We start from the raw sequence: 23616 nt of genomic DNA, 5'->3' as shown, positions 1-23616 counted from the left end.
CAGCACGCGTTGTGAGCGGCACTCGGCGACCGACAGGGTCAATCGAGAAGACACGTTCGCCTGATTCGTCCGCGCGAACCGCTCTTCTACGGCAGGCACGAATTGCCCAGCGAGGCGGCGGCTATCGGTGAGGCCTTGTCCAGCGAAAGCCGACGTCCCGTTCTTCGTGGTCACGTGTCAATCCGGACGACGCTCCCCGCCCTCGGCGAGCCCAGCGGATGCAGCGGTGGTCGAGCGCCAGCCGTCACTGCTTCGACAAGACGATCTCCGCGGTGATCGTCACCAGGGTTGCACCAGCACCCCGCCGCCACCGAACTATCGTTCGGCACACCACTGACCCCGACCAGGAGATTCGCCGTGCCCCCCACCTCCGAACGCCCGCCGAGCGACCAGCGCCCGGACCGCGCGCCCACCCCCGTGCGCACGCCACCCCAGCACGCGCACGCCCTGGTCGTGGGCGCCACCGGCATCGCCGGGTCGGCGCTCGTCGAGCAGCTCGTCACCTCCGGCTGGCGGACGACGGGCCTGTCGCGGCGCGCGTCGGGCATCCCCGGCGCCGAGCACGTGGCAGCGGACCTCACCTCGCGGACCAGCCTCGAGGCGGCGCTCGGTGAGCTGCGACCGACCCACGTGTTCATCACGGCCTGGTCCCGCCAGGACACCGAGGCCGAGAACATCCGCGTCAACGGCGCGATGGTGCGCGACCTCCTGGCGGTGCTGGGTCCGCAGGGCTCGGTCCGGCACGTCACCTTGCTGACCGGCCTGAAGCAGTACCTGGGTCCGTTCGAGTCCTACGGCGTCGGGGTGCTGCCCGACACCCCGTTCCTCGAGGACGCCGCACGCCGGCCGGTGGAGAACTTCTACTACACCCAGGAGGACGAGCTCTTCGCTGCGGCCGCGGCCTCCGGGTTCACCTGGTCGGTGCACCGAGCGCACACGATCATCGGGCACGTCGTCGGCAACGCGATGAACCTCGCCTCGACCCTCGGTGCCTACGCCGCGATCGCGCGGGCCTCCGGCCAGCCTTTCATCTTCCCCGGCTCGCTCGGCGCCTGGAACGGCCTCGTTGACCTCACCGACGCTGCCCTGCTAGCCGACCACCAGCTCTGGGCCGCGACCACTCCGGGCGCCGCGAACACCGCCTTCAACATCGTCGACGGCGACGTCATCCGCTGGCGCCGCCTGTGGCCCCACCTGGCGGCCCACCTCGGCGTCCAGCCGCAGGGCCCGTCCGAGCGGCCCGCCCCGCTCGAGGAGCAGATGGCCGACGCCGGACCCGTGTGGGCGCGCCTCGTCGCCGAGCACGGCCTCGTCGAACCGGACCTGTCGCGGGTGGCGTCCTGGTGGCACACCGACGGCGACCTCGGGCGCGACGGCGATGTGCTCGCGGACATGAGCCGCAGCCGCCTGGCCGGCTTCACCGGCTACGTCGACACCGAGCGAGCGCTGCTCGCGGTCCTCGACCGCTACCGGGCGGAGCGCGTCCTGCCCCCGGTGTGAATCCCCCGCCGCCAGCGCGGGGTGACCTGCGCCGTCGACGGCGTCACCCGTCGACGGCGAAACCGTGGCGCCGGTCGCCGAGCACCAGCTCCGCGACGCGCGCCTCCATCACCGGCGAGAAGTCGCCGGCCAGCCCGTTAGTGCCGGCCGCCGCGCCGGCACCGACCACCCGAGCCCGGTCCGCCCGCTCCCGAACCGCGACCCGGACGTCGGCCATGACCAGGTCGGCGTTGATCGCGGCGCCGGCGAGCACGCCCTGGGCGGCCGAGGCGCCGACCATCGCGCTAAGGTCGCCCGCGTTGCCCGCGGCCCACACCCCCGGCAGCTCGGTCGCGCCCGTGGGTCCGGCCGTCAGGTGGCGGCCCATCGGGTTCTCGGTCTGCGTGCCGCCGATCTGCTCGTAGAGGTCGCCGCGGGCGACGAAGCGCGGCTGGACGGCGACGGCGTCGACCGCGAACGAGTGCCCGTCGGCGAGCACGACGGCGCGCAGGCGGTCGCCGTCGCGGGCGAGCTCGCGGACCTGGCCGATGACCACGGTGACGCCGAGGGCGGCGAGCTGGTCCCAGGCCTCGTCGTCGGGCTCGGGGCCCTCGTGCAGGAAGAGGGTGACGTCGGCGCTGAGCTGACGCAGCAGGAGCGTCTGGTGCACCGCGTTGGAGCCGGTGGCGATCACCCCGATGCGGGTGCCGCGCACCTCGTAGCCGTGGCAGTACGGGCAGTGCAGCACCTGCGTGCCCCACAGCTCGCGCACGCCGGGCACGTCGGGGAGCTCATCGACCAGGCCGGTCGCGAGCAGCAGGCGCCGGGCGGTCACCGTGGCGCCGTCGGCCAGGGTGAGCTCGAAGCCGTCGGCCGTCCGCCGGGCCGTGCTCGCGCGACCGCGGTGGATCTGCGCGCCGTAGGCGAGCGCCTCCCGGCGGCCGGCCTCGAGCAGCTCCAGCGGGGGGATGCCCTCGCGGCCGAGCAGGTTGTGCGCGCCCGCGGCCGGGGCGTTGCGGGGCTCGCCCGCGTCGATCACGACGACGTCACGCAGCGAGCGCGCGAGGGTCACGGCGGCGCTGAGGCCGGCCGTTCCCCCGCCGACGATGACGACGTCGTGGGGTGAGTTGGTCGGGGAGGTCATAGCGGGACTCCTCTGGGGCAGGGCACGCGAGACGCGCGCGAGATCAGGGGCGGCGAGCAAGCCAGGCGATACGGCTGCCGCGGACCGTCAATCGGGAGCCGGACAGCAGGGAGTCGGGGCCGTGGTCGGCCAGGAGCCGGTCGAGGGTGGCCAGGTCCTCGGCCGCGAGGGCGTCTGCGAGGGCGACGCGCTGGTGGCGCAGGCTGGCGCGGGCGTACTCCTCGGCCCGCAGGGTGCCGGGGCCGACCTCGGCGGGGAACCGGCGCTGCTCGACGACGTCGAGCCCGGCAGCCTCCAGCGCCGGCGCCCAGTCGGGATAGCCGTTCCAGCCCGCCGCGGCGAGGGCCGTGTGGCACCGGGCCTCGAGTCCGGGCCGGCCCGAGCCGACGTCGTCGGGCAGCAGGTTCGGCAGGCCGACCATCTCGATGACCACCGCCACTCCCCCGAGGCGCAGGCCGGCGCGGACGGCGCGGAGCACGCGGGCGGGGTCGGCGACCTCGTGCAGGGCGCTCGAGGCCCAGATCAGGTCGGCGGGGGCGAGGTCGGGCCAGGGCTCGTCGAGGTCGGCGGGGACCAGCCGCACGCGGCCGGCCAGGCCGTGGTCGCGGCTCGCGGCTGTGAGGCGGTCGATCATCGCCGGCGACCGCTCGAGCGCGAGCACCTGCGCCGCCGGGAAGCGCTCCGCCAGCGCGACCGAGCCGACGCCGGTCCCCGCGCCGAGGTCGAGGATCGTCCGGACGTCCGCGACGTGCGTCGCGATCCAGGCGGTCACCGCGGGCAGGTACGCGCCGAGGACCTGGGCGTCGAGGTCGAGCAGCTCGGGCAGGCGCGCGGAGTTGGCGTCGTGGTCATGGCGGGCGTCGCCAGCGTCGAGGTGGGTGTGCGCGTCGAGGTGGGTGTGCGCGTCGTAGGACATGACAATCAGACTAGGCAGCAGTTGCCGTTCGGGCATAGCATCTTGCGCATGAAGCAAGAACTCGACCTGGATGCGGTCATCCGCCAGCGGATCCGCGGCCTGCGCCTGGCGCGCGGCTGGTCCCTGGACGCGCTGGCGGCCCGCTGCTACCTGAGCCCGTCAACCCTGAGCCGGATCGAGACGGGCCACCGGCGCATCGCCCTCGACCAGCTGGTGCCGATCGCCCGCGCCCTCGACACCACGCTCGACCACCTCGTCGAGACAGCCGCCGACGACGACGTCGTGATCCACCCCGAACCCCAGCAGTCGGCCGGGGTCACGACGTGGCTGATGTCCCGCGAGAGCACCGTCCGCGGCGTGACCGTCGCCAAGATGCGCTTCTCCCCCGAGCACCCGTCCGGCCCGGACCGCCAGCGCGTGCACCCGGGGCGCGAATGGTTCACCGTGCTGTCGGGAACCATCCGCCTCTACCTGGGCGACCGGGTCATGCTCGTGGCGGCCGGCGACGCCGCCGAGTTCTCCACGATGGTGCCGCACTCGATCGGGGCGGCGGACGGGCCGGCGGAGATCCTGACGATCTTCGACCAGGACGGGGAGCGGGCGCACATGCCGACGCCGGGTCAGTCCAGCTAGGCGCGCGGGGGCGGTCCGGACTGCCCGCGGCGCGTCACCTTGGTGACGAGCTCCTTGGCCCGGCGCTGGTTCTCCGGCTTGCGCATCTCGCGCGCGGCGATCTGGCTCGCCTTGAGCACGAGCCCGGTCCGCAGAAATCGATTGAGCCCCATGTGTCGCCGTCCCTTCGTCGTACCGGGCGCCAGCCGCGCCGGGTTGGTCAACGCTACGGTCGGTACGCGCAGCCCGCGAGCCGAGCGGCTCCCGAGCTCCGCTCCACGAAAGCCCCGACCGGTGGGCACGGGCTCAGGACGCCTCGAACGTCCCGTGCGCGCCGCGCTCGCCGTCGACCATCGCGTGGTTCGTGAACGGGTAGTGCCCGGCCTCGGGCAGCACGAACTCCACGAAGCCGCCCTGCGCGGCCGCGAGGTCGAGCACCTGCGCCGCGCCCTGCTCGGGGTTGTCGGGGCGCAGGAGGTACGCACCTTCCTTGAACACGGTGTCGAACTGCGCCCCGACGACGTGGAACGCCGCGCCGCGCTGGGGACCCGCCGCGACCACCCACACGCGCACCCGCGTCCCGACCGCGACCTGGATCGGCGCGTGGACGTACTGGTCGGCGTAGCCGTTGAACAGCACGGCGTCCGGTTCCTCGGCCGCGATCTTCGCCTCGTCGGCCGTGCCGTCCTGCGCGCCGAGGTACAGCTCGGACTGCACCAGGACCAGCTCGGTGTCGACGGCGGGCAGGCCCGGCGGGTCGATGATGACCGCGCCGAACATGCCGTTGGCGATGTGCAGGGCCATCGGCATCGTGCTGCAGTGGTACAGCCACGCGCCCGAGTGGGTGGCCACGAACTGGTACGTCAGCGACTCCCCCGCGTCGAGGGTCCGCATCGGCCGGTCCGGGGCGAGCGAGCCCGCGTGGAAGTCGATGCCGTGGCCCATGCTTGCGTCGTTCACGAACGTGATCGTGAAGACGTCGCCGACCTTTCCGTGCAGCGTCGGGCCGGGCGCGGTGCCGTTGAACGTCCAGAGCGTCTGCCGCGCGCCGGGCGCGACCTCGACGAGGGTGTCTCGCACGGTCATCGTCAGGACGTGCTCGGTCGCGCCGGGGGCCGGCGCCAGGGTCGGGTCGTACGGCCGCCAGTCGGGCCCCGGCTCGGCGGCGGGATCGATCACGACCGGGTCCGCCGCGTCACTGCCGGCGGTGCCCGCCCCGGCGGAGCCGTCGGTGCCCATCGAGCCCATGTCGTGGCCTGTCCCGGCCGCGGGTTGCCCGGACGGCGCGCGCTCGCCGTCGGTGCCCGTGACGACGATGTCCAGGGTCATGCCCGCGACGCGGTGCCCCGGGACGGAGCACCAGCCCGCGATCGCCGTGGTCACCGGGCCGGTCTCGAGGGTCGCGGTGTCGCCGCCCGCCAGCATCGGCGTCTGCGCACCCGTGCCGAGCACCAGGTCGTGCTGCATCGCGTCGGTGTTGGTGACCTCGAGCACCAGCGAGGTGCCCGCGGCGACCTCGATGACCGCGGGCGAGACCCGCATCCCCGCGAGGGTCACCGCCACGGTCTGGGTGCCGCCCGCGGCCACGACGGCGCGACCGGAGTCGCCCGCGGACGCGCCGCCGCCCAGGGCGGCCACGACCGCGACGACGAGCATCGCGGCGCCGAGCGCGACGGCGCTCAGCCGCCCGGTCCGGCCGGGCACGGCGGGGGCGCTCGTCGGGGCGGGGGCGGGGGCAGGGGCGCTGGTGGGGGCACTAGTGCTCACGAGCGCGGCGCTCGTCGCGCGCCGCGGACGGCGAGCACGGACGCGGCGAGGAAGCCGAGCACCGCGAGCTCGGTGCCGACGCCCCCGATCCGCGACCACACCGTGAGGCCGGCCGCGTCGCCGAGGATCACGCGGGCGAGCAGCGACACGTGCAGCAGCGCGACGTGGCCGTAGAACCACGGGCGGAACGGCAGCCGGACGCGCAGCACCGCCGGGACGATGACCGGCGCGTGCCCGAAGATCATCGACATCACGAACCCGAGGAAGATGGTGTGCAGGGCCGCGTCGTACCCGCGGACGCTGCCGCCGAGGTCACCCGCGAGCAGCCAGATCGCTCCCCCGGCCAACAGCCAGGCGTACCCGCTGAGCAGGCAGACCGCCATGAACCGAGTCACACCGGGGAGCTTGATGGTGCGGCGAGCGACGTCATGCCCGGCGCCCCACAGCGCGAGCCCGATCAGGCCGGCGCCGGCGAGGCGGACCCCAACCGCCCCGGTCGACGCCGGGACGGTGCTGGCCAGGAGGCCGGCGCCGAACAGGGTCGTCGCGGCGAGAAACTGCCGCACCGAGGAACGCGTGAGCAGCGCGACGCGCGCCAGCTCGAGCCGCTCGCCGAGGATGGTCAGCACGAGGAAGCCGGCGATCCACGGGACGAACCGCGGCACCGGCCAGCCGAGCAGCCACAGCACGGTCGCGACGTACCAGCAGACCGCGCCGGCGGCCATGACGCGCAGGTGCAGCGCCGGCTGGATCCGGTGCACCACGAGATAGACCACGACGAGAACGATCGACGCCGCGCACAGCAGGAGCCGCCCGGCGACCGGGGGCAGGCCGGTGAGGATCGCGACCCCGCCCGCGCCGGCGAGCGCCGGCGCGGCGAACGCCCAGCGCCGCCCGAGCGCCACGGCACGCTCGAGGGAGATGACGGTGCCGAGGAAGCCGAGCGCCATCAGCGCGCCGTGCTCGGAGGCGCTCGCGGCGACGAGGGTCGGGACCGGCAGGCCGAGCAGCAGCAGCCCGCCCCAGAGCCCGGCGAGCAGGCACGTCAGCGCCGCGAGCAGCAACGGCAGGCGCAGCCGCGGGATCGTGGGCGCGGGCCGGACCGCGGCCGTCACCATCCGAACGCCTGCTTCGTCTCGGCGCTCATGAGGTCCGGCGTCCAGGCGGGCACGTGCGTGAGCACGACCTCGACGCGGTCCACGGCGCCGCCGGCGAGCAGGACGCGCGTGATCTCGTCGGTGAGGTACTCGCCCAGCGGGCAGGCCGGCGTCGTCGTCGTGAGCAGGACCGCAGCGACCCGGTCGGTGAGCTCGAGCCCGTACACGAGCCCGAGGGAGACGATGTCGATCCCGAGCTCGGGGTCGATGACGTCGCGCAGCGCGTAGCGCAGCTGCTCGACCTCGGTCCCGGCGCCGAGCAGCGCGGTCACCGCGAGCGGCTCGCGGCTCATGCGCCGGCGCCGATGGCGTCGGCCGTGCTGCCGACCGGCACGGGCGAGACGTGCACGAGACACAGGTCGCGCCGCACGAACGGTTCGAGGCGCACCGCTGTCGGCGGTGCGTGCATCTGGTCCAGCGCGCCCTGGATGAGGCCAAGGTGGACGGCGCAGACGACGTCGGTGTGCTCGCGCGCGACGTCCATGAACGGGCACCGGTGCAGCTCGATCACGGTGGGCGCGGTCGGGTCGGGGGTCGCGCTGACCGTCGGGGCGAACCCGATGTCGTCGAGCAGCGTCACGATGTGCCCGAGCGCGGCGGCGGCGTCGGGCGTGCCGCCGTGGTCGGGTGCGACCTGATGACCCCACTGGCGGCCGGCCGCCACGGCGACCTCGCCGGGCTCGCTCCCGGCGCCGCGGATGCCGCTCGCGAGGATCTCGGCGAGCACCTTGTACGAGTCCGCCGGCCCGGCGTCGGCCGCGGCGACCGCGCGGAACTGCAGCCGGGGGCGGCCCGGCGTCGTCCGCGGCTGGATCGAGGAGGTGACCAGGCCCGCCTCGACGAGCTGGTCGAGGTGGGAACGCACCGTGTTGGGGTGCAGGCCGACCCGACCGGCGAGGGACTCCACGTCCAGCGGATCCGGGCCCGCGCGCAGCGCCTCGAGGACGGCGACGCGGCTGACGCCGGACAGCACTCGGTGGGTGCGCGAGTCGATCGGTTCAAGGGCCACGGCTGTAGTTTTCCCTGAATCTGTAGTAAAAACAACTCGGGCCGCACGAGCCCCATGCACCACTGCCTCAGGAGACCCTCGATGTCGCTCGAAACCCACCAGATCTCGTTCAGCCGGCCGCCGGCCGAGCCCGCCGCCGACGCCGCGGCCACGCCCCGGGACGGTGCGGGCGAGCACGAGCTCGACGTCCGCACGCTGCCGCACGGGTCGCGGCACGAGGTCATCTTCGCGCGCCTCGGCCAGCTCGCGGCCGGCGAGAGCTTCGTGATCCGTAACGACCACGACCCCAAGCCGCTGCGTTACCAGACCGAGGCGCTGTGGCCCGACGCGTTCGTCTGGTCGTACCTCGAGGCGGGCCCGCTCGTGTGGCGGGTCGAGATCACCCGTGCCGGCTGAGGCCGCGGCCGCCCGGACGGCGGACGGCGACCTCGTCGACGGGCTCACGCGCGTTCTTGCGCGGGCCTGCCGCGAGCTCGGGCAGGCCGGTCAGCCGCACCGCGCGGGCCGGCTCGCGGCGGACGCCTGGGTGCTGCTCCGGCACACCCATCCGGTCCAGGCCCAGCGCCTCGACGGAACCATGCACCACGTCGCACTGCTCGAGCAGCGGCTCGACGCTGCGGCCGCCACACCGATCTCCCTGACAGCCCCGACAACCCCGGAGGACTCCCCCATGCCCACGACCGATCGCCTGATCGACGTCCGGACCGAGATCCCCCGCGTGCGGCACGCATTGATCTTCGACACCTTCGCGGGGCTGCCGACCGGCACGGCGTTCGTCCTCGTCAACGACCACGACCCGAAGCCGCTCGGCTACCAGCTCGCCGCCGAGAACCCGGGCGAGTACTCGTGGGAGTACCTCGAGGAGGGGCCCGAGGTGTGGCGCGTGCGGATCGGGCGCATCGCCGCGGCCTAGACGGAGCGTTTCGGTTGTGGTCAGGATCGGTGCATCAGAGGCTCCGATCCTGACCACAACCGGTTTGCTTTCGAAATGCAGATGTAACACACCTCACAGTACGGTTGCCCGCATGACCATTCCAGTCACCGCGGCCAGCGCACCACAAAGCGAGCTGAAGCGCTCGATCACCGCCAAACAGCTGTATTTCTACGTGGTCGGCGACGTCCTCGGCTCCGGGATCTACGTGCTCGTCGGCCTCGTCGCCGCGGCCGTCGGCGGCGCCTTCTGGATGGCCTTTCTGGTCGGGGTCGCGATCGCGACCGTCACCGGGCTCGCCTACGCGGAGCTCGTGACCAAGTACCCGCAGGCGGCCGGCGCCTCGCTGTACATCAACAAGGCCTTCCGAAGCCCCGCACTGACGTTCTTCATCACCATCTGCATGTTGTCGGCCAACATGGCCGCGGTGGGGTCCCTGGCCTCGGGCTTCGTGAAGTACTTCGCCGGCCTGGTGGGGTTGTCCGAGGATTCCATCTGGGCCGCCACCATCGTCGCGCTGCTCTTCGTGGCGGTCATCACGATCATCAACCTCATCGGGATCACCGAGTCCGTGGTGGCGAACGTCGTCATGACATTCATCGAGGTGAGCGGTCTCATCATCGTCGTCATCATCGGCATCATCGCCCTGGTCACCGGCGTCGGCGAGCCGAGCGTGCTGCTCGAGTTCAGCGCCGAGGGTTCGCCGATCATCGCCGTGCTCGCCGGGGTGTCGCTGGCGTTCTTCGCGATGACCGGCTTCGAGAACGCCGCCAACGTGGCCGAGGAGACCATCGACCCGAAACGCGCGTTCCCGCGCGCATTGATCGGCGGCATGATGACCGCCGGCGTGGTGTACGTCCTGGTCTCCATCTCCGCCGCCCTGGCGGTTCCGATCGAGACGCTGGCCGGCGAGACGCTGCTCGAGGTCATCCGCGCTGACCTCTTCATCATCCCGGCCGCGGTGATGCTGGTCATCTTCGGCATCATCGCCATGATCGCCATCAGCAACACGGCGCTGGTCACCGTGGTCGCGCAGTCGCGAATCCTGTACGGCATGGCCCGCGAGGACGTCGTGCCGGCGGTGTTCGCAAAGATCCACCCGACCCGCCGCAGCCCCTACGTCGCGCTCTTCTTCGGCGCCGCGATCGTCGGCGCGCTGCTCGTGATCGGGGCGGTGATCCGAACGAGCCAGGTCGGGCTACCCGAAGACCAACAGCTCAACGTCGTCGATCGCCTGGCCACCATCACCGTGGTGTTCCTGCTGTTCATCTACGCGCTGGTCATCGTCGCCTGCCTGAAGCTGCGCGGCCGGGACGAGACCGACGGCACCTACCGGGCGAACACCCCGCTGCTGTACGTCGGGATCGTCGGCAACCTGGCGGTGCTGGCCTACACGCTGATCGACGACCCGGCCGCGCTCTACTGGGTCGCCGGCCTGCTGGCCGTCGGTCTCGTGCTGTTCCTGCTTGAGAAGTTCTTCGGCAAGAAGCGGCTGCGACCCCCGGACGCCGAGCCCGGCGAGATCGCGCCCATCGAACCGCCCCCCGCGAACAAGGAGTTCTGATCTCCATGCACGTCATCGTCGCCACGGACGGCTCGCGGGCCTCGCTGGTCGGGGCCCGGCAGTTCAAGTGGATCGCCGACTCTCGAGAGATCACCGACGTGACGATCGTCGCGGTGGTGAGCCCGTATGCCGCGGTCCCGTTCGCCAACGAGCTGGGCGACCAGCCGCCGACCGAGCTCACCGAGCTCAGCTTCGCCCGGGACGCGCGGGTCGCGGTCGACCTGGTGGCCGCGGAGTTCGCCGGGTGGGGGCCGACCATCCACACGCAGGTCCGCAGCGGCTCGCCGGCCCAGGAGATCATCCGGGCGGCCGAGGACGTCGACGCCGACCTGATCTCCCTCGCCTCGGGCAGCCGCGGCCTGACCAGGACGATCCTGCTCGGCAGCACCGCATCCCGGGTGCAGCACTCCGCGCCCTGCCCGGTGCTGGTGTGCCGCCCGACCGCGAACAGCGAGCGCGCCACCCGCTGAGGTGGCGGCCGGCGTCAGTGCCCGTCGAGCGGGACGGGCCAGCCGTCGGCGGTCTGGCCGACGACCGCGTACTGGGGCAGCTCGCTGTCCTGGGGGTCTCCGGTGCTGACCCACGCCCGCTCCGCAGGCTGAGCCAGGACGGCGATGCGGCCGGCGACCGTGGTGCGCTCCGTGCCGATCTGGATGTCCAGGGACGTCACGGACTCGGTGCCGACGACGACGAGCTGCGCGTCGCCGTCGCCGGTCGACACCCAGGCCGCGCCGAGCGGCGGGATGCGCGCCGCGGTGCCCGGCGACCCGTACCCGCTCAGATGCTTGCCGAGCACGGTTCCCGGGACGGCGCTGTCCCCGCCCGTCCCGAGGGCGAGGACGGCGAACGTGTCCACGTCCGCGGACCCCACGGCGAAGACGGTGCCGGGCAGCCCGCCGTCCAGCTCGACGTCGGCGATCCACGTCGCGGTCTGGTCGACCGGGGCGTCCCTCCAGGCGGCGACCGCGGCCTCGCCCGCCTCGAGCACGGCCGCGCGCGCGTCCGAGGCCCGGGCGGGGTCGCTCAGCGCGGCCCACGACGGGTCCTCGCCACCGCCCGCGGGCACGGCGTCGGTCAGCCGGTAGAAGGTCGAGGCGAACTCGTCGATCAGGAGCACCCCCTCGTCGACGACCCGGACGGTGACGAGGTCGTCGTCCTGCGCGTCGCGCTGCAGGAGCCCGTCCTGCAGCGCGACGTCGACCTGGTGCCAGTCGTTGCCGTCCTTCGTCGAGGTCAGCCCGTCGGGCTCGACCGTGCGGTAGTCCGCGAGCAGGACCAGGCCCGCGCCGACGTCCAGGGTGGTGGACAGGAACGTCGGTCGGGCCGCCCAGTGATACAGCGCGGTCTTCCCCGATCCCCCGCCGGAGCCGTCGCGGAAGCGCGCGACCGTGGCGAGATGATCGTCGTCGATCAGCACGACGACGTCGGCCTCGTCCGCCGCCGCGGGCGGGACGTAGCCGCCCCCGTCCAGCACGCGGGTGGAAACGGTGCCGGCCCAGAGCGCGGTCACCTCGCCCGCGGGTCGCCGGTCCTTGTCCGAGGCGCGGGCCCACTCGCGCCTGGCCGCGTCGAGCAGCCCCTGGTCGGCGGCGAGGTCTCCGCGCATCGTGAACCCGGGGGCCCCCGAGGTCGGCACAGCGGCGCTGAACCCTCCCCTGGCCCACACGACGCCGACCGCGACGAGCGCGATCGCCACGACCGCGGCGGTCCCGACGATCAGGCGTCGACGCCGACGCCGGCGCGGCTCGGTCGCCGGGGCCGTGAGGGGCGCGGGAATCGTCATAACTGAAAACAGTACCGACCAGTCTCATCGCCCCGGCTCAGCTAACCGCTGCCGACGCGCAGGACTTGGCCAAGCCGCTCGCGCCGGCGGGCGGAGGACTCGACCGCCACGACCAGCGCGACGGTGCCTGCGAGCAGGACGAGCGCGGCGAGCACCCACCACGGCAGCACGAGCGCCGGCTCCGCTGCCTGGCCGGTGACCAGGCGCAGCGTGAGCGGGCCGATCAGGACCGACGCGAGCCCCGCGCCGAGCGCAAGGCCGCTCAGGCACGCGACCAGCACCGCAGGGGCGAGCTCGCCGAGCGCCACGCTGGCCGCGGCGCGGAGGCGAAGGCCGAGCACGCGCAGGGTCGCCTGCGTCGACGCGCGTTCCGGGGCGCTCGCCGAGGCGGCCAGCACGACGGTCACCACGGCGAATGCGAGGAGCAGCGCGATCGAGCTCGCCACCAGGAGGATGAGGCCGGACGTCAGCGGCTCGGTCGCGCGGTCCGCGAGCCACTGCGCCCGGCTGGTCACGGTGGAGTCGGCCCAGGTCGTGGCCCCCGCGACGGCGGCGTCGGCGCCCGCGCCCGTGACCCACAAGGTATCGGCCTCGACTGGCTCGCCAGCCGCCAGGGCCAGCGCCGCCGCACTGACCACGACGGTGTCCTCGACCTGCCCGGCGCTGGCGCTCGGGCTCAGGGAGCTCGCGAACTCCGGGGTGGCGCCGACGACGGCGAGCGGGATCGTGTGCTCCTGCCAGAGCACAGACATCGCTCCGCCCTCACCGGCGAGGCCGGGGCTGACCAGCGCCGGGACCGGGTCGTCGGTCTCGGCGCCGGGTTCGCCGGCGAGCCGCGCCAGCTGCGGGGCGTCCGCAAGCGGGGTGGTCGCCAGGAGCCGCTCGTACGCGGCGGCGTCGACCGCGACGACCCGCACGCGGTCCTGGCTACGCGCGCCGACCAGCTGCACCAAGTCGTCGACCCGGAGCGCGGTCGCGAGGTCCACGCCGTCGGCGGCTGCGAGCACGCGGGCGGTCGCGGCGAGATCGGGGTCGGACCCGGTGCGGACCTGCACGTCGGCGCCCACCGTGTCCCACGAGCCGGTGACCTGCCCGGACCGGATCGTCTGGGTCAGGGTCGCGCCGAAGCTCAGCAGCGTCGTCGCCAGGACCAGGGCGACGAACGGCAGCGCGGCGGCCCCCGCCGCCTGAGCGCGCGCGGCAGCGATCAACGGCCCGGATCCCCGGAACCGCCGGGCGATCGCGAGCGATCCCCGCAAGAGCGCGGGCAGGGCGCGATAGGCGAGCATCGCCGCGGCGACGGCGACGAGCGTCGGCGCCGCGCTGAGCAGCAGGTCCGCGCCCGTGCCGCCGCTGGCCGTGACGCCGCGGCGGCGGAGCGCGGTCAGGCCCGCCACGGCCAGCAGCGCGACGCTCGCCTCGAGGGCGACCCGCCGGACGGTGCGGACCCGACCGTCCGCGCGGCGTTGGCGGCGGTCCGCCGGCCGCCGCCGGCCGTCGCTGGCCCGGGCCGCGCGCGTGCCGAGCACGGGCCCGGCCAGTGCGACGACGGCGAGCACGGGAACCAGCCACGGCCACGACGGTGGGCCCGGGCGGACGAGGGCGGCGAGCAGGAGCCCCAGGGCGCCGCCGATCGCCGCGAGCGCCAGCGACTCGACCAGGAGCGAGGCCGCGATCGCGGGCAGCGAGGCGCCGCGGGCGCGGTGCCGAACCAGCACGGCGGCTCGCCGGCGGGTGAGCACGTCGGCGGCGAGGATCAGCACCGCCGCGCCGGTCGCAACGAGCCCGACGAGCAGCACGGCGGCCTGCGCGCCCCCCGCCCGGATGCGCGCCTGCGCGGCGAGCAGCGTGTGGTCCAGGCTCGTGGTCACCCGCGTGCCGGTCGCGATCAGGTCGAGGGAGGTCGGGCTCGCCTCGAGCTTGGCGAGGTTCGCGACGATCGAGTCGAGGTCGCCATACGTCATCGCGGCGCTGCGCACCGCGAGGGTGTAGGTCGTGCTGGTGTCGAGCGGGTCGAGGGACAGGCGGGCGTCCGGCAGGGACTGCGCGGACAGCAGCGCGGCGATCTCCGTCCGCGCGGTGCGCCCGGAGCCGCGGGTCACGGGAGCCAGCAGGTCCCGGTCCTGCGTCCACACCGGGTCGCCAGCGTCGGTCGGGCGGAAGACGCCGCTGACGGTGACCTCGATCGGCCTCTTGGGGTACGAGACGTTGATCCGGTCCCCGACGCCCACGCGCAGGGCGGCCGCAGCCTCGGTCGAGAGCGCGACCTGGACGGGCCACGCGCTGTCGTCCGACCAGGCCTCGGCCGGGGCAGCCGCGACCGGAGCGCCGCCCTCGACCCAGTCGACGGCCGCGTCCGCGCCGTCCCAGACGTAGGCGAGGCGCAGGACCGCCTCGTTCTGCCCGTCCGGGATGGCCAGCGGGAGCCGGACGGTCGAGACCGTGACGAGCGGCGCGGCGAACAGCGGCGCGAGATCGTCGGGCAGGGCACCGTCGATCCGGCTGGCGTTGGACTTGACGATCAACGCCGTGTCCCTCGGCGCCCGGCCCTCGATGCGGAAGTCGTCGGTGAACGGCGCCGTCACGGTCAGGTCCGAGGCGGCGGTCGTGTCGACCGCCACCCGGACCGTTTCGTCGGCCGTCGCCGCGAGCAGGCGCGGGCCGACACTGGCGCCGGCCCCGACCACCGCGACGACGGCGACCGTGACGAGCAGCGGCCAGAGGTCCGCCCGGGCCTGCCGTGGCAGGTGCGCCAGCGCCGCGCCGAGGCGCCGGGTCCGGGCCGATCGGTCCGCCCGGTGCCTGCGCCGCGCGGACCCCGCCGCCCGCCGGGTCACGACGCGTCCATCCGGAGGTGGGCGATCGTCGCGCGGCGGACGGTCCGCACGGCCACCGGCGCCGCCACGAGCGCGCCGCCGAGCAGCAGGGCGGCGAGGAGGGCGCCCTGCGCGAGCCACGGCCAGACGAACCGCGGGTCGGGGATGGGGGGAAGCCCGGTCGCCGACACGACGAGCAGCGGCCCGGCGGCCCAGGCGATGAGCGCCCCGACGACGGCGCCGGCGGCCACGGCGAGCAGGCTCACGACGCCGTGCTCGAGCAGGAAGGACCCGATGACCGACCGGCGCGGCACGCCCAGGCCCTGGAGCCGGGCGACGTCGACGGACCGGGCCTCGAGCGACCCGGCGGTGTGCACGGCGGTGCCGGCGAGCGACAGGACCACGGCCGCGGCGACCAGCAGCCAGATCGCCACGCGCAGTGGGGCCCGCAGCGCGCCCTCGCGCAGGTCGGTCGCGACCCCGACGCGGGTCACGGGCTCGCCCAGGTGCGCGGCCCGCACCGCCTCCGCGGCGGCCTCAGGCCGCGGCGCGTCTCCGACCCACCAGGCGTCGGTGAGCGAGGAGAGGTCGCCCTGGCCCAACACCGCGCGGCTCAGGGCGTCGTTGTCGGCCAGGACGCCCGGGCTGCGGGCCGCGGACGGCACGTAGGGCACCACTCGCAGGACGACGGCGCGCAGGGTCACGGCGTCGACCGACAGGCTCAGGATGTCCCCCGCCGCCAGGTTCATGGACGCGGCCAGGTCCGCACTCACGGCGACCGGCAGATCGCCCGCGCTGGCGAAGGACGTCACGACGAGGTCGGCGGACGTGTACAGGAGCGAGGTGAGGGAGAGCGTGGCGGTGGCGGTCACAACGACGCCCGCCGGATCCGCCGTCTGCGTCGCCTCGACGTTCTTTATCTCGTACGCGTCGGCCGCCAGCGCCGAGATCCATGGGGAGGGGCCCGCGCCGGCGTCGCTCACTCCGTCCAGGACCTGCACGGCGACGGTGACGTCGCTGCTGACCTCGACGTCGGGCGAGACCTCGACGCCGTCGCCGAGGTTGAGGTCGAGATCCACCGCGACGAGCCGGAGCGCGGAGTCGACACGCGGACCGTCGTCGAGGCCGAGCGGCACCCGCACGATGTGCGGCTGGCCGTCCAGCGGCACGGCGGGAACGTCCACAGTCGCCCGGTCGCCCCACGAGTCCTGCAGGACCAGCGTCGGGGCTGCCACGAGTGGGGTCCCGTCCGTGCTCGCGCCGGAGATCGACAGCGTGAGCACGTCGCCCGCAGGCAGGAGCGCGCCGCCCGGCGGCTCCGTCGGGGCAAGGCCTTCGGTCAGGTGCGCCCAGCCCTGGTCGGCGGGCAGGCGGCCCCGGAGCAGCTCCTGGGCGCGTGTCGTGTCGAGCGCGACGAGCCGGGTCACGCCGGTCGGCCCGCCGCCCGCCCGCGAGCCGAGGCCGATCGGCCGGGCCGTGACCGCCGCTGGCGTGGCGCCGGTGGCGTCGGCGAGCGCGCGGCCCTGCGCCAGGGGGACGGCGTCGACTGCGCCGACCGCGAGGTCCGTGCCGATCTCGACGTCGGCCTGGTCCTGCTGCGACACGGACCACGTCTGGGTGAAGGACAGGCCGAAGGTCGCCGCCGCGGCCGCGAGCACGAGCAGGAACGCGCCCGACGTGGCGTGCGGGCGGCGGGCGAGCTCCCAGCCGGCCAGCGGCACGGTCAGGGCGCGCGATCGGCTGGCGTGCACCTCGGCGAGGCGCGCGATGACGGGCAGCAGACGCAGGACCAAGGCGGCCCCGGCGAGCAGGCAGAGCACGGGCGCTGCGACGAGCACCGGGTCGAGCTGCGCGGTGGTCGCCACCCGGTGGGCGCGTAGCTGGAGGAAGCCCAGCACCGCGATGCCGGCCAGCAGCAGGTCCGCGCCGGACCTGGCGACGAGGCCCGCGACGCGGCGGCGCGCGCCGGAACGCATTGGCGAGCGCAGGGTCGGGGCGACGAGGATCGCGGCCAGCACCGCGGCGCTGACGGCGACCGTGAGCACGAGAGCGGGCGTGGGGGCCGACAGCGCCGCGAGCTCGGCGCGGGCGAGCTGCGGCAGGGTGAGGACCGCCCGGTAGAGAGCGAGCGTGAGCGGGATCGCCACGGCGGCCCCGAGCAGAGCCACAGTCAGCGCCTCGACGGTCGCGTGCCGCGCGAGTTGCGCGCGGCTGGCGCCCCGGGCGGCCAGCAGCGCGGTCTCGGCGGCCCGGCGGCCCACGACCAGGCGAGCCGCGAGCCCGAGCGCGGTCCCTGCCAGCCCGGCCCCGAGGAGCGCCACGGCCACGGCGCCGGACCCGGTCACGCCCTGCTGCGTCCGGGCGACCGCGAGCGTGGCGGGGAAGGCGGAGTAGACGGTGGCGGACTTCGCGCGGTCCCCGAGCGCGGAGCGGACGTCGGCGCGCGCCGCTGACAGCGCCGCCCCGACCCGCTCGAGCGCGGGCGGGTCGGGGTCGGACAGGTCCGGACGCGCGACAACGGTGACCAGGTCGAGGCCGACCCCCGTCGCGAGCAGGGTCCCGGGCGCCACGATGAACGGCCCGTACACCGGCAGCCGCTCGGAGAAGGGATCGAAGCCGGCGCCCTCGAGCGGGTCGCGCGCCCACGTGTCAGTCGCGCCCTGCGCGGGCGTGATGATCCCGACGACGACGACGGACCTGGTCGTCCCGGCGTCCGCGGCGGGAAGGCTCCCGGCGGCCTGCTCGGATGTGGTGCTCAGCACCGTGGTACTGCCCAGCTCGAGCCCGAGGTCCTGAGCGGTCGACCCGAGGACGGCGACCTCGAGCGGCTGACCCGCCGGCGCCGGCGCCGGCCATCGCCCGTCGATCACCCGGGAGCTCTCCTCCAGACCGTCGCCGTCCTCGAGGTACCCGTACCGCCGGACGCCGTTCTGCGTGGGCAGGAAGAGCATCTCCGACGAGGCCCAGGTGGACGTCGTCGACGCGAACGGGCGCAGCGCCGCGACGACGGTCCCCACGGTGTCGGTGACGACCTGGGCCGAGTCCGGCCCGCCGTCGACGCCCGCCGGCGTGACGTGCACCGCCGCCGTGACCTTGACGTCGTCCGGCGCCGCGGTGCGCATCGCGGTCGCGAGCACCTGGTCCTGCGCCGTGGTCAGCAGCAACGCGCAGGTGCCCAGCAGCGCCGTGCCGGCGACGACGATCGCGAGCACCGCGGCGAGGAGCCCCGGCTGGGTGGCGGCCCGCTGGAGCACGAAGGCCGCGCGGCGCGGGCGGCGGTCAGCCATCGACCAGCCGGCCGTCGACGAGCCGCACGGCGCGATCGGCGAGGGCCACCATCACCGGGTCGTGGGTCGAGACGATCGCCGTCATGCCCTCGGCTTCGACCACCGCGCGGATCAGCGCCATCACGCCGAGTCCGGTCTCGCTGTCGAGCTGGCCGGTCGGCTCATCCGCGATCAGCAGCTGGGGTGACCCGGCCAGCGCCCGGGCGATCGCGACGCGCTGCTGCTGCCCGCCGGACAGCTCCGGCGGCCGCTGGTCTGCGTGCTCGCCCAGCCCGACGAGCTCGAGCAGCAGGCGCACGCGCCGTTCCCGGTCGGCCGCGGGCAGCCGGCGCAGCCGCAGCGGGACGCCCACGTTCTCGGCGGCCGAGAGCACCGGGATCAGGCCGAACGTCTGGAAGACGAACGAGACGACGTCGCGGCGCAGCCGCACCAGGCCCGCCTCGTCCAGGCCGGTGACCTCGGTCGAGCCGATCGAGATGGTCCCGGCGTCCGGCGCGTCCAGCCCGCCGATGATGTTCAGCAGCGAGGTCTTGCCCGACCCGGACCGCCCGACGAGGGCGACCATCTCCCCCGGCGCGATGTCGAGCGAGACGTCGCGCAGCGCGTGCACGGCCGAGCGGCCCGATCCGAAGGTGCGGTCGACGCCGGCCACCCGGACCATCGGCGTGATCGCGCTCACCGGTCGGCTCCCGGCAGGGGGGTGGCCGGGGCGTCGGGCCAGACGCTCACATGCCCGGCCTCAAGCGTCAGCCGGACCCGGCGGGTCAGGGCCAGCGCCTCGCGGAAGTCCTGCGGCACCTGGACCCGGCCGGCGCGATCCATGACCGCGTACTCCTGCGCGATCCGCTCCGCGCCGTCGTCCTCGCCGCGCGCCCGCAGGACCTCGCTGCTCGTGCGCCCGTCGCGGATCGCCACGGTGCGCTCGACCTGGCCGCTGACCGTCGGGTCGTGCGTCACGATCACGACGGTCGCGCCGACGTCCCGGTTGGCGGTGCGCAGGGCGTCGAAGACCTCCTGCGACGTGCTGACGTCGAGCTCACCGGTCGGCTCGTCCGCGAGGATCACGCGCGGGGAGTTCGCGAGCGCGACCGCGATCGCGACGCGCTGCTGCTCGCCCCCGGACATCTCTCGCGGCAGGTGACCGGCGCACCGCCCGACGCCGAGGACGTCGAGGATCTCGACCGCGCGCCGACGGCGGTGGCGGCGCGGCACGCCGGCGAAGGTCAGCGGGAGGATCACGTTCTGCTCGGCGGTGAGGTAGGGGACGAGGTTGCGCGAGGTCTGCTGCCACACGAAGCCGACCATGCTGCGGCGGTACCGCACGCGATCTGCCGCGGACATCGCCATCAGGTCCCAGCGGCCGACGCGGACCCGCCCGGCCGTCGGGGCGTCGATCCCCGACAGGACGGCCAGCAGCGTCGACTTGCCCGACCCCGACGCGCCGACGACGGCGATCATCTCGCCCGCGTCGACGAGCAGGTCCAGGCCCTGCAGCGCCTGCACCTCGATCGTGCCGGTCTGGTAGATGCGCACGAGGTTGTCGCACACGATGAGAGCGTCGCGCCCGAACTCCGCCGGCCGAGCCAGCCTCGAGCCGAGGTCCTGCAGAATGCCTTCCGACATCGCCGTCTACCCCTTTGTCGAGACGTGCCGGAATGTTAACGCACACATACGAATTCGTGCTGGGCGGCAGGCTGAAGTCGCCGCGCGGTACGGGCGAGCGGGTTACCGCGCAGATGGCACCATGCTGGTGTGAAGACACCGACCGCGCGGCCCACCCTCGTCGACCTCGCCCGGGTCGCGGGAGTCTCGCGCGCGACGGCGGCACGGGTCATGGCCGGCGGGACGTCGGTCCGGCCCGACCTCGCGCTGCGGGTCCACCAGGCGGCCGAGTCGTTGGGGTACCGCACGAACGTCGCCGCCCGCGCCCTGCGCCGCGGCAAGGCCGGCGCCGTCGCGCTCGTCGCGCCGGGCGGGGACATGGAGGGGCTCGTCGGCCCGTTCATCGGTGCGCCGATCCAGAGCGCGTCGGCCGCGCTGCTCGCGCACGGCCTGCAGCCGGTCCTGCTCCTCGAGGACGGCCTCAACACCGAGACGCTCGTCCGGCACCTGTCGTCGGGGCACGTCGACGCGGCGATCGTGATCCTGCAGCGCGAGGCGCTGCTGATGTTCCGGCACCTGGACGAGGTGCCGGTGCCGGTCGTGTTCGTCGGCAAGGCCTCCGGCGACCTGGACCCCGCCAGCATCTACGTCGACTGCGACCACTACGGCGGCGCCCGGCTGGCCGCCCGCGCACTGCTCACCGCGGGGCGCAGGCACATCTCCACGATCGCGGGTCCCGCGTACTACCTGCCGGCGACGCAGCGGCTCCAGGGCTTCCTCGACGAGTTCGAGGAGTGGGGCGTGCGGCCCGGGCCGGTGGCCGCCGGCGACTTCAGCCTCGGGTCCGGGTCCGCGGCGATGGCCCAGCTGCTGCGCCGCGCGCCGGACATCGACGGCCTGTTCGCGGCGTCGGACCTCATGGCCGTGGGGGCGCTCCGCGTCCTCGAGGCCGCAGGCCGGCGCGCGCCCAACGACATCTCGGTCGTCGGGTTCGACGACACCGTCGTCGCGCAGACGTCCAACCCCCCGCTCACCTCGGTGCACCAACCGTTCCGGGAGATGGGGGCGGCCGCCGCCGGGCTGGCCCTGACGATGCTCGACGGCGGGACGGTGACCGAGTCGGTGCTGCTGCCCACCACCCTGACGGTCCGCGAGTCCGTCTAGTGCTGACGACGCCCACGACCCGGACGGTGTTCGGGACGTCGACCCCGGCCGCCACGTGGGAGGACGGCCTGGTGGTCGGCAGCGGCCGCGTGGGGGCCGTCGTGTTCGGGCCGGCGGACCGGCAGGTGCTCTCGCTGTCGCACGAACGCTTCTTCCTGCCCGTCAACGCGCGGCCCGCCGCGCCCGACGTCCGCCCCGTGCTCGACGAGCTCCGGGCCGCGGTGCTCGACGGCGACTCGGCCCGGGCGAGCGCGCTCATGGCCCAGGCCGCCCGCGCGAGCGGGTACGACGACGGCCTGGTCTGGACCGACCCGCTCGGCATCTGCGCGACGTTGGTCGTGGCCAGCTCGGGCGGCGCGGCCGCGGCACGCCGCTCGATGGACCTGCTGCACGGCGAGGTGTCGGTGCACTGGCGGGACACCGCCGGTGGCCGGAACACGCTCCGGGTGCTGGCGCCGCGCGGGGAGCAGACGGTGTGGGTCGCCCTGGAGTCCGAGCTCGGGATGCAGAGCGAGCTCGAGCTCGGCCTGGGCGGCAGCCCCGAGACCGCCCTGGACACCGGCGGGCCGGACGCCTCGTCCGCCGTCCGCGCCGTCCCCGCCGGCGGCGCGTTCGGACGCGTGCTCGCCGAGACCGGTGCGTCGTCGCCGTCCGCCGACGTCACGGCGGAGTGCGGGAGCCCATGGCGCGTCGAGGCCGGGGCGGCCCGCTGCCGCGTCACGGTCGCGGCCGGCGGACGCTCGATCATCCGCCTCGACGTCGCCGTCGGCGGTCAGCAGGAGGCAGCTCAGGGGCCGGCGACCGCGAGCTGGGACGCGCTGCGCGCGCGGCAGGCACGCACCCACGGCGCCCTCGTGGGCGTCTCGACCCTCGACCTGGACACCGGCGTGTCGCAGGCGAGCACCGAGCAGGTCTGGGACGACGCGCGGCGCGGCGACCCGGACGCCGGGCGCCGCGCGCTGGAGATCGCCTACCTGGCCGGGCGGGCCCACATCATCGCGTCGACGGGCGAGCTGCCGCCCACCCTGCAAGGCGTCTGGCAGGGCACCTGGCGACCCGCGTGGTCGGCCGACTACACCCTGAACGGCAACGTCCAGAACGGCACGATGGCCGGGCTCATCCCGACGGGGACACCCGAGCTTGCGCGGTCGCTGCTCGCCCTCGTGCTGCCGTTCGTGGCCGACTACCGCGAGAACGCCCGCCGGGTCTTCGGGGCCGGCGGCATGCTGCTGCCGGCCCGGATGTCGACGCACGGCCGCGCCAACCACGTCGCCACGGACTACCCCCACCCGTTCTGGGTCGGCTGCGGCGGCTGGGTGCTGCGGTTCGCGGCGGACCTGGTCTCCACCACCGGCGACCGCACCGTCGTCGACGACGAGCTGTGGGAACTGGTCGAGGGGGTGCTGCGCTTCGCCGAGACCTCGACGGTGCTGCTCGCCGGCGGCCGCCACCTCGTCCCGAGCTACTCCCCCGAGAACGCGCCGGTCCCGGGGGCAAGCCCCCTGGTTGCCGACGCCACGATGGACGTCGCGATCCTGCGCGACGCCGCGCGCGCGGCGGCGGTACTCGCGCGGGCGCGCGGCGACGACGGCCGCGACGCGCGCTGGGCGGCCGTGGTCGCGGACCTGCCGCCCTACCGGGTCGCCGCCGACGGGACGCTGGCCGAGTGGATCGCGGACCGCTGGCCCGAGAACATCGCGCACCGGCACTCGTCCCAGCTGTACCCGCTCTGGTACGAGCCCGATCCTGCGTTCGTCGGCGCGACGCCGGGCGCGGCCGCGCTGCGCGCCGCGGCCGCGGCGACCGTCGCCGCGAAGCTCGCGTGGCGGGCGCAGGAGCCGACCGCCCCACCGGGCCGGATGGAGATGGCGTTCGGCCTGGTCCAGCTCGGCCTCGCCGCCGCGGCGCTCGGCGACGCGGACTCGGCCCTCACGTGCGCGCGGTGGCTCGCGATCGACCACTGGCGCCCGGCGCTGACCACCACCCACGACGCGGGCCAGATCTTCAACCTGGACGCCAGCGGCGGGCTGCCCGCGCTCGTGGCCGCGATGCTGCTCGGCTCCACGGGCGACGGCCTCACGGTGCTGCCCGCCCTGCCCGCGGCGTGGCCGCGCGGGACGGTCACGGGGCTGCGCGGGCGCGGCGGCGTCGTCGTCGACCGCCTCGCGTGGGAGCCGTCCGGGTGCACCCTCACGGTCCGGCGGCTGCCCGCGGCCGCGTGGCTCGCCCCGGCGCACGGCACGCTGCTCGCCGCGGGCCGCCCGTTCACGGCGTCCGTCGACGGCCCGGGCGCCCGCCTCGTCGGTGACCGGCTGCACCTGGGCGAACGGCCCGCCACGCTCCGCCTGGACTGGGCCGCCGACGGCGCGACGTGAGGTTCGGGCC

General features: G+C 74.8%; 20 protein-coding genes. 8 read left to right on the top strand and 12 right to left on the bottom strand.

Going from position 1 to position 23616, the window contains the following annotated elements:
• Positions 1-417: 417 nt before the first annotated feature.
• Entirely contained in the window at positions 418-1500 is a 1083-nt protein-coding gene (locus J4E96_RS08730) for an SDR family oxidoreductase (protein ID WP_227425709.1), read from the top strand.
• Between the two features lie 43 nt (positions 1501-1543).
• On the opposite strand, the gene J4E96_RS08725 is transcribed toward J4E96_RS08730, so the two are convergent.
• Positions 1544-2623 (bottom strand): NAD(P)/FAD-dependent oxidoreductase, encoded by a 1080-nt coding sequence (locus tag J4E96_RS08725; protein WP_227425363.1) that lies wholly within the window; start codon positions 2621-2623, stop codon positions 1544-1546.
• A gap of 43 nt (positions 2624-2666) precedes the next feature.
• Positions 2667-3539 (bottom strand): class I SAM-dependent methyltransferase, encoded by an 873-nt coding sequence (locus tag J4E96_RS08720; protein ID WP_227425362.1) that lies wholly within the window; start codon positions 3537-3539, stop codon positions 2667-2669.
• A gap of 48 nt (positions 3540-3587) precedes the next feature.
• On the opposite strand from J4E96_RS08720, the gene J4E96_RS08715 reads away from it, so the two are divergent.
• Complete coding sequence (locus J4E96_RS08715; RefSeq protein ID WP_227425361.1) at positions 3588-4172, top strand: helix-turn-helix domain-containing protein; 585 nt, start codon at positions 3588-3590, stop codon at positions 4170-4172.
• Here J4E96_RS08715 and J4E96_RS08710 read toward each other — a convergent pair.
• The 5 genes from J4E96_RS08710 to J4E96_RS08690 form a co-directional block, all read right to left on the bottom strand.
• A complete protein-coding gene (locus J4E96_RS08710; RefSeq protein WP_227425360.1) occupies positions 4169-4324 on the bottom strand; it encodes a hypothetical protein in 156 nt (51 codons plus the stop codon). The genes J4E96_RS08715 and J4E96_RS08710 overlap by 4 nt on opposite strands.
• Before the next feature lie 133 nt (positions 4325-4457).
• Positions 4458-5918, bottom strand: coding sequence for a multicopper oxidase domain-containing protein (locus J4E96_RS08705; RefSeq protein ID WP_227425359.1), 1461 nt, complete (start codon positions 5916-5918; stop codon positions 4458-4460).
• A complete protein-coding gene (locus tag J4E96_RS08700; protein ID WP_227425358.1) occupies positions 5915-7036 on the bottom strand; it encodes a hypothetical protein in 1122 nt (373 codons plus the stop codon). The genes J4E96_RS08705 and J4E96_RS08700 overlap by 4 nt, the downstream gene beginning before the upstream one ends.
• The gene (locus J4E96_RS08695; protein ID WP_227425357.1) at positions 7030-7368 is read right to left on the bottom strand and encodes a metal-sulfur cluster assembly factor; all 339 of its coding nucleotides are present in this window, start codon (positions 7366-7368) and stop codon (positions 7030-7032) included. Before J4E96_RS08695 ends, J4E96_RS08700 begins: the two co-directional genes overlap by 7 nt.
• Complete coding sequence (locus tag J4E96_RS08690; RefSeq protein WP_227425356.1) at positions 7365-8084, bottom strand: helix-turn-helix transcriptional regulator; 720 nt, start codon at positions 8082-8084, stop codon at positions 7365-7367. Before J4E96_RS08690 ends, J4E96_RS08695 begins: the two co-directional genes overlap by 4 nt.
• Before the next feature lie 81 nt (positions 8085-8165).
• On the opposite strand from J4E96_RS08690, the gene J4E96_RS08685 reads away from it, so the two are divergent.
• The 4 genes from J4E96_RS08685 to J4E96_RS08670 are packed head-to-tail and all read left to right on the top strand — an operon-like array spanning position 8166 to position 11049.
• A complete protein-coding gene (locus tag J4E96_RS08685; RefSeq protein ID WP_227425355.1) occupies positions 8166-8480 on the top strand; it encodes a DUF2249 domain-containing protein in 315 nt (104 codons plus the stop codon).
• A complete protein-coding gene (locus J4E96_RS08680) occupies positions 8470-8997 on the top strand; it encodes a DUF2249 domain-containing protein (RefSeq protein WP_227425354.1) in 528 nt (175 codons plus the stop codon). Before J4E96_RS08685 ends, J4E96_RS08680 begins: the two co-directional genes overlap by 11 nt.
• A 16-nt stretch (positions 8998-9013) precedes the next feature.
• Positions 9014-10579, top strand: coding sequence for an APC family permease (locus J4E96_RS08675; RefSeq protein WP_227425353.1), 1566 nt, complete (start codon positions 9014-9016; stop codon positions 10577-10579).
• A gap of 5 nt (positions 10580-10584) precedes the next feature.
• On the top strand, positions 10585-11049 hold the full coding sequence (locus J4E96_RS08670) for a universal stress protein (RefSeq protein WP_227425352.1): 465 nt from the start codon (positions 10585-10587) through the stop codon (positions 11047-11049).
• A 14-nt stretch (positions 11050-11063) separates the two neighbouring features.
• Here the strand turns inward: J4E96_RS08670 and J4E96_RS08665 are convergent, their stop codons facing one another.
• From J4E96_RS08665 to J4E96_RS08645, 5 genes are read right to left on the bottom strand one after another with little or no spacing between them, the layout of a single operon-like run.
• Positions 11064-12362 (bottom strand): hypothetical protein, encoded by a 1299-nt coding sequence (locus tag J4E96_RS08665; RefSeq protein WP_227425351.1) that lies wholly within the window; start codon positions 12360-12362, stop codon positions 11064-11066.
• Positions 12363-12403: 41 nt separating this feature from the next.
• Positions 12404-15199: an ABC transporter permease gene (locus J4E96_RS08660; RefSeq protein ID WP_227425350.1), complete on the bottom strand. Its 2796-nt coding sequence runs from the start codon at positions 15197-15199 to the stop codon at positions 12404-12406.
• Positions 15196-18465, bottom strand: a complete 3270-nt coding sequence (locus tag J4E96_RS08655; RefSeq protein WP_227425349.1) for an FtsX-like permease family protein — start codon at positions 18463-18465, stop codon at positions 15196-15198. The genes J4E96_RS08660 and J4E96_RS08655 overlap by 4 nt, the downstream gene beginning before the upstream one ends.
• A complete protein-coding gene (locus J4E96_RS08650; protein ID WP_227425708.1) occupies positions 18458-19126 on the bottom strand; it encodes an ABC transporter ATP-binding protein in 669 nt (222 codons plus the stop codon). Before J4E96_RS08650 ends, J4E96_RS08655 begins: the two co-directional genes overlap by 8 nt.
• Before the next feature lie 14 nt (positions 19127-19140).
• Positions 19141-20088: an ABC transporter ATP-binding protein gene (locus J4E96_RS08645; protein ID WP_227425348.1), complete on the bottom strand. Its 948-nt coding sequence runs from the start codon at positions 20086-20088 to the stop codon at positions 19141-19143.
• A gap of 129 nt (positions 20089-20217) precedes the next feature.
• Here J4E96_RS08645 and J4E96_RS08640 point away from each other — a divergent pair, with 129 nt between their 5' ends.
• Both J4E96_RS08640 and J4E96_RS08635 read left to right on the top strand, forming a co-directional pair.
• Positions 20218-21231 (top strand): LacI family DNA-binding transcriptional regulator, encoded by a 1014-nt coding sequence (locus J4E96_RS08640; protein ID WP_227425347.1) that lies wholly within the window; start codon positions 20218-20220, stop codon positions 21229-21231.
• Positions 21231-23606 carry a glycosyl hydrolase family 95 catalytic domain-containing protein gene (locus J4E96_RS08635; protein WP_227425346.1) on the top strand — a complete coding sequence of 792 codons (2376 nt, stop codon included), beginning with the start codon at positions 21231-21233 and terminating at the stop codon, positions 23604-23606. Before J4E96_RS08640 ends, J4E96_RS08635 begins: the two co-directional genes overlap by 1 nt.
• The last annotated feature ends 10 nt before the right edge of the window (positions 23607-23616 follow it).

It is taken from the genome of Pengzhenrongella sicca (genome assembly GCF_017569225.1).
GTDB classification, from domain to species: Bacteria; Actinomycetota; Actinomycetes; order Actinomycetales; family Cellulomonadaceae; genus Pengzhenrongella; species Pengzhenrongella sicca.
This window is presented reverse-complemented; position numbering and strand designations above follow the sequence as displayed.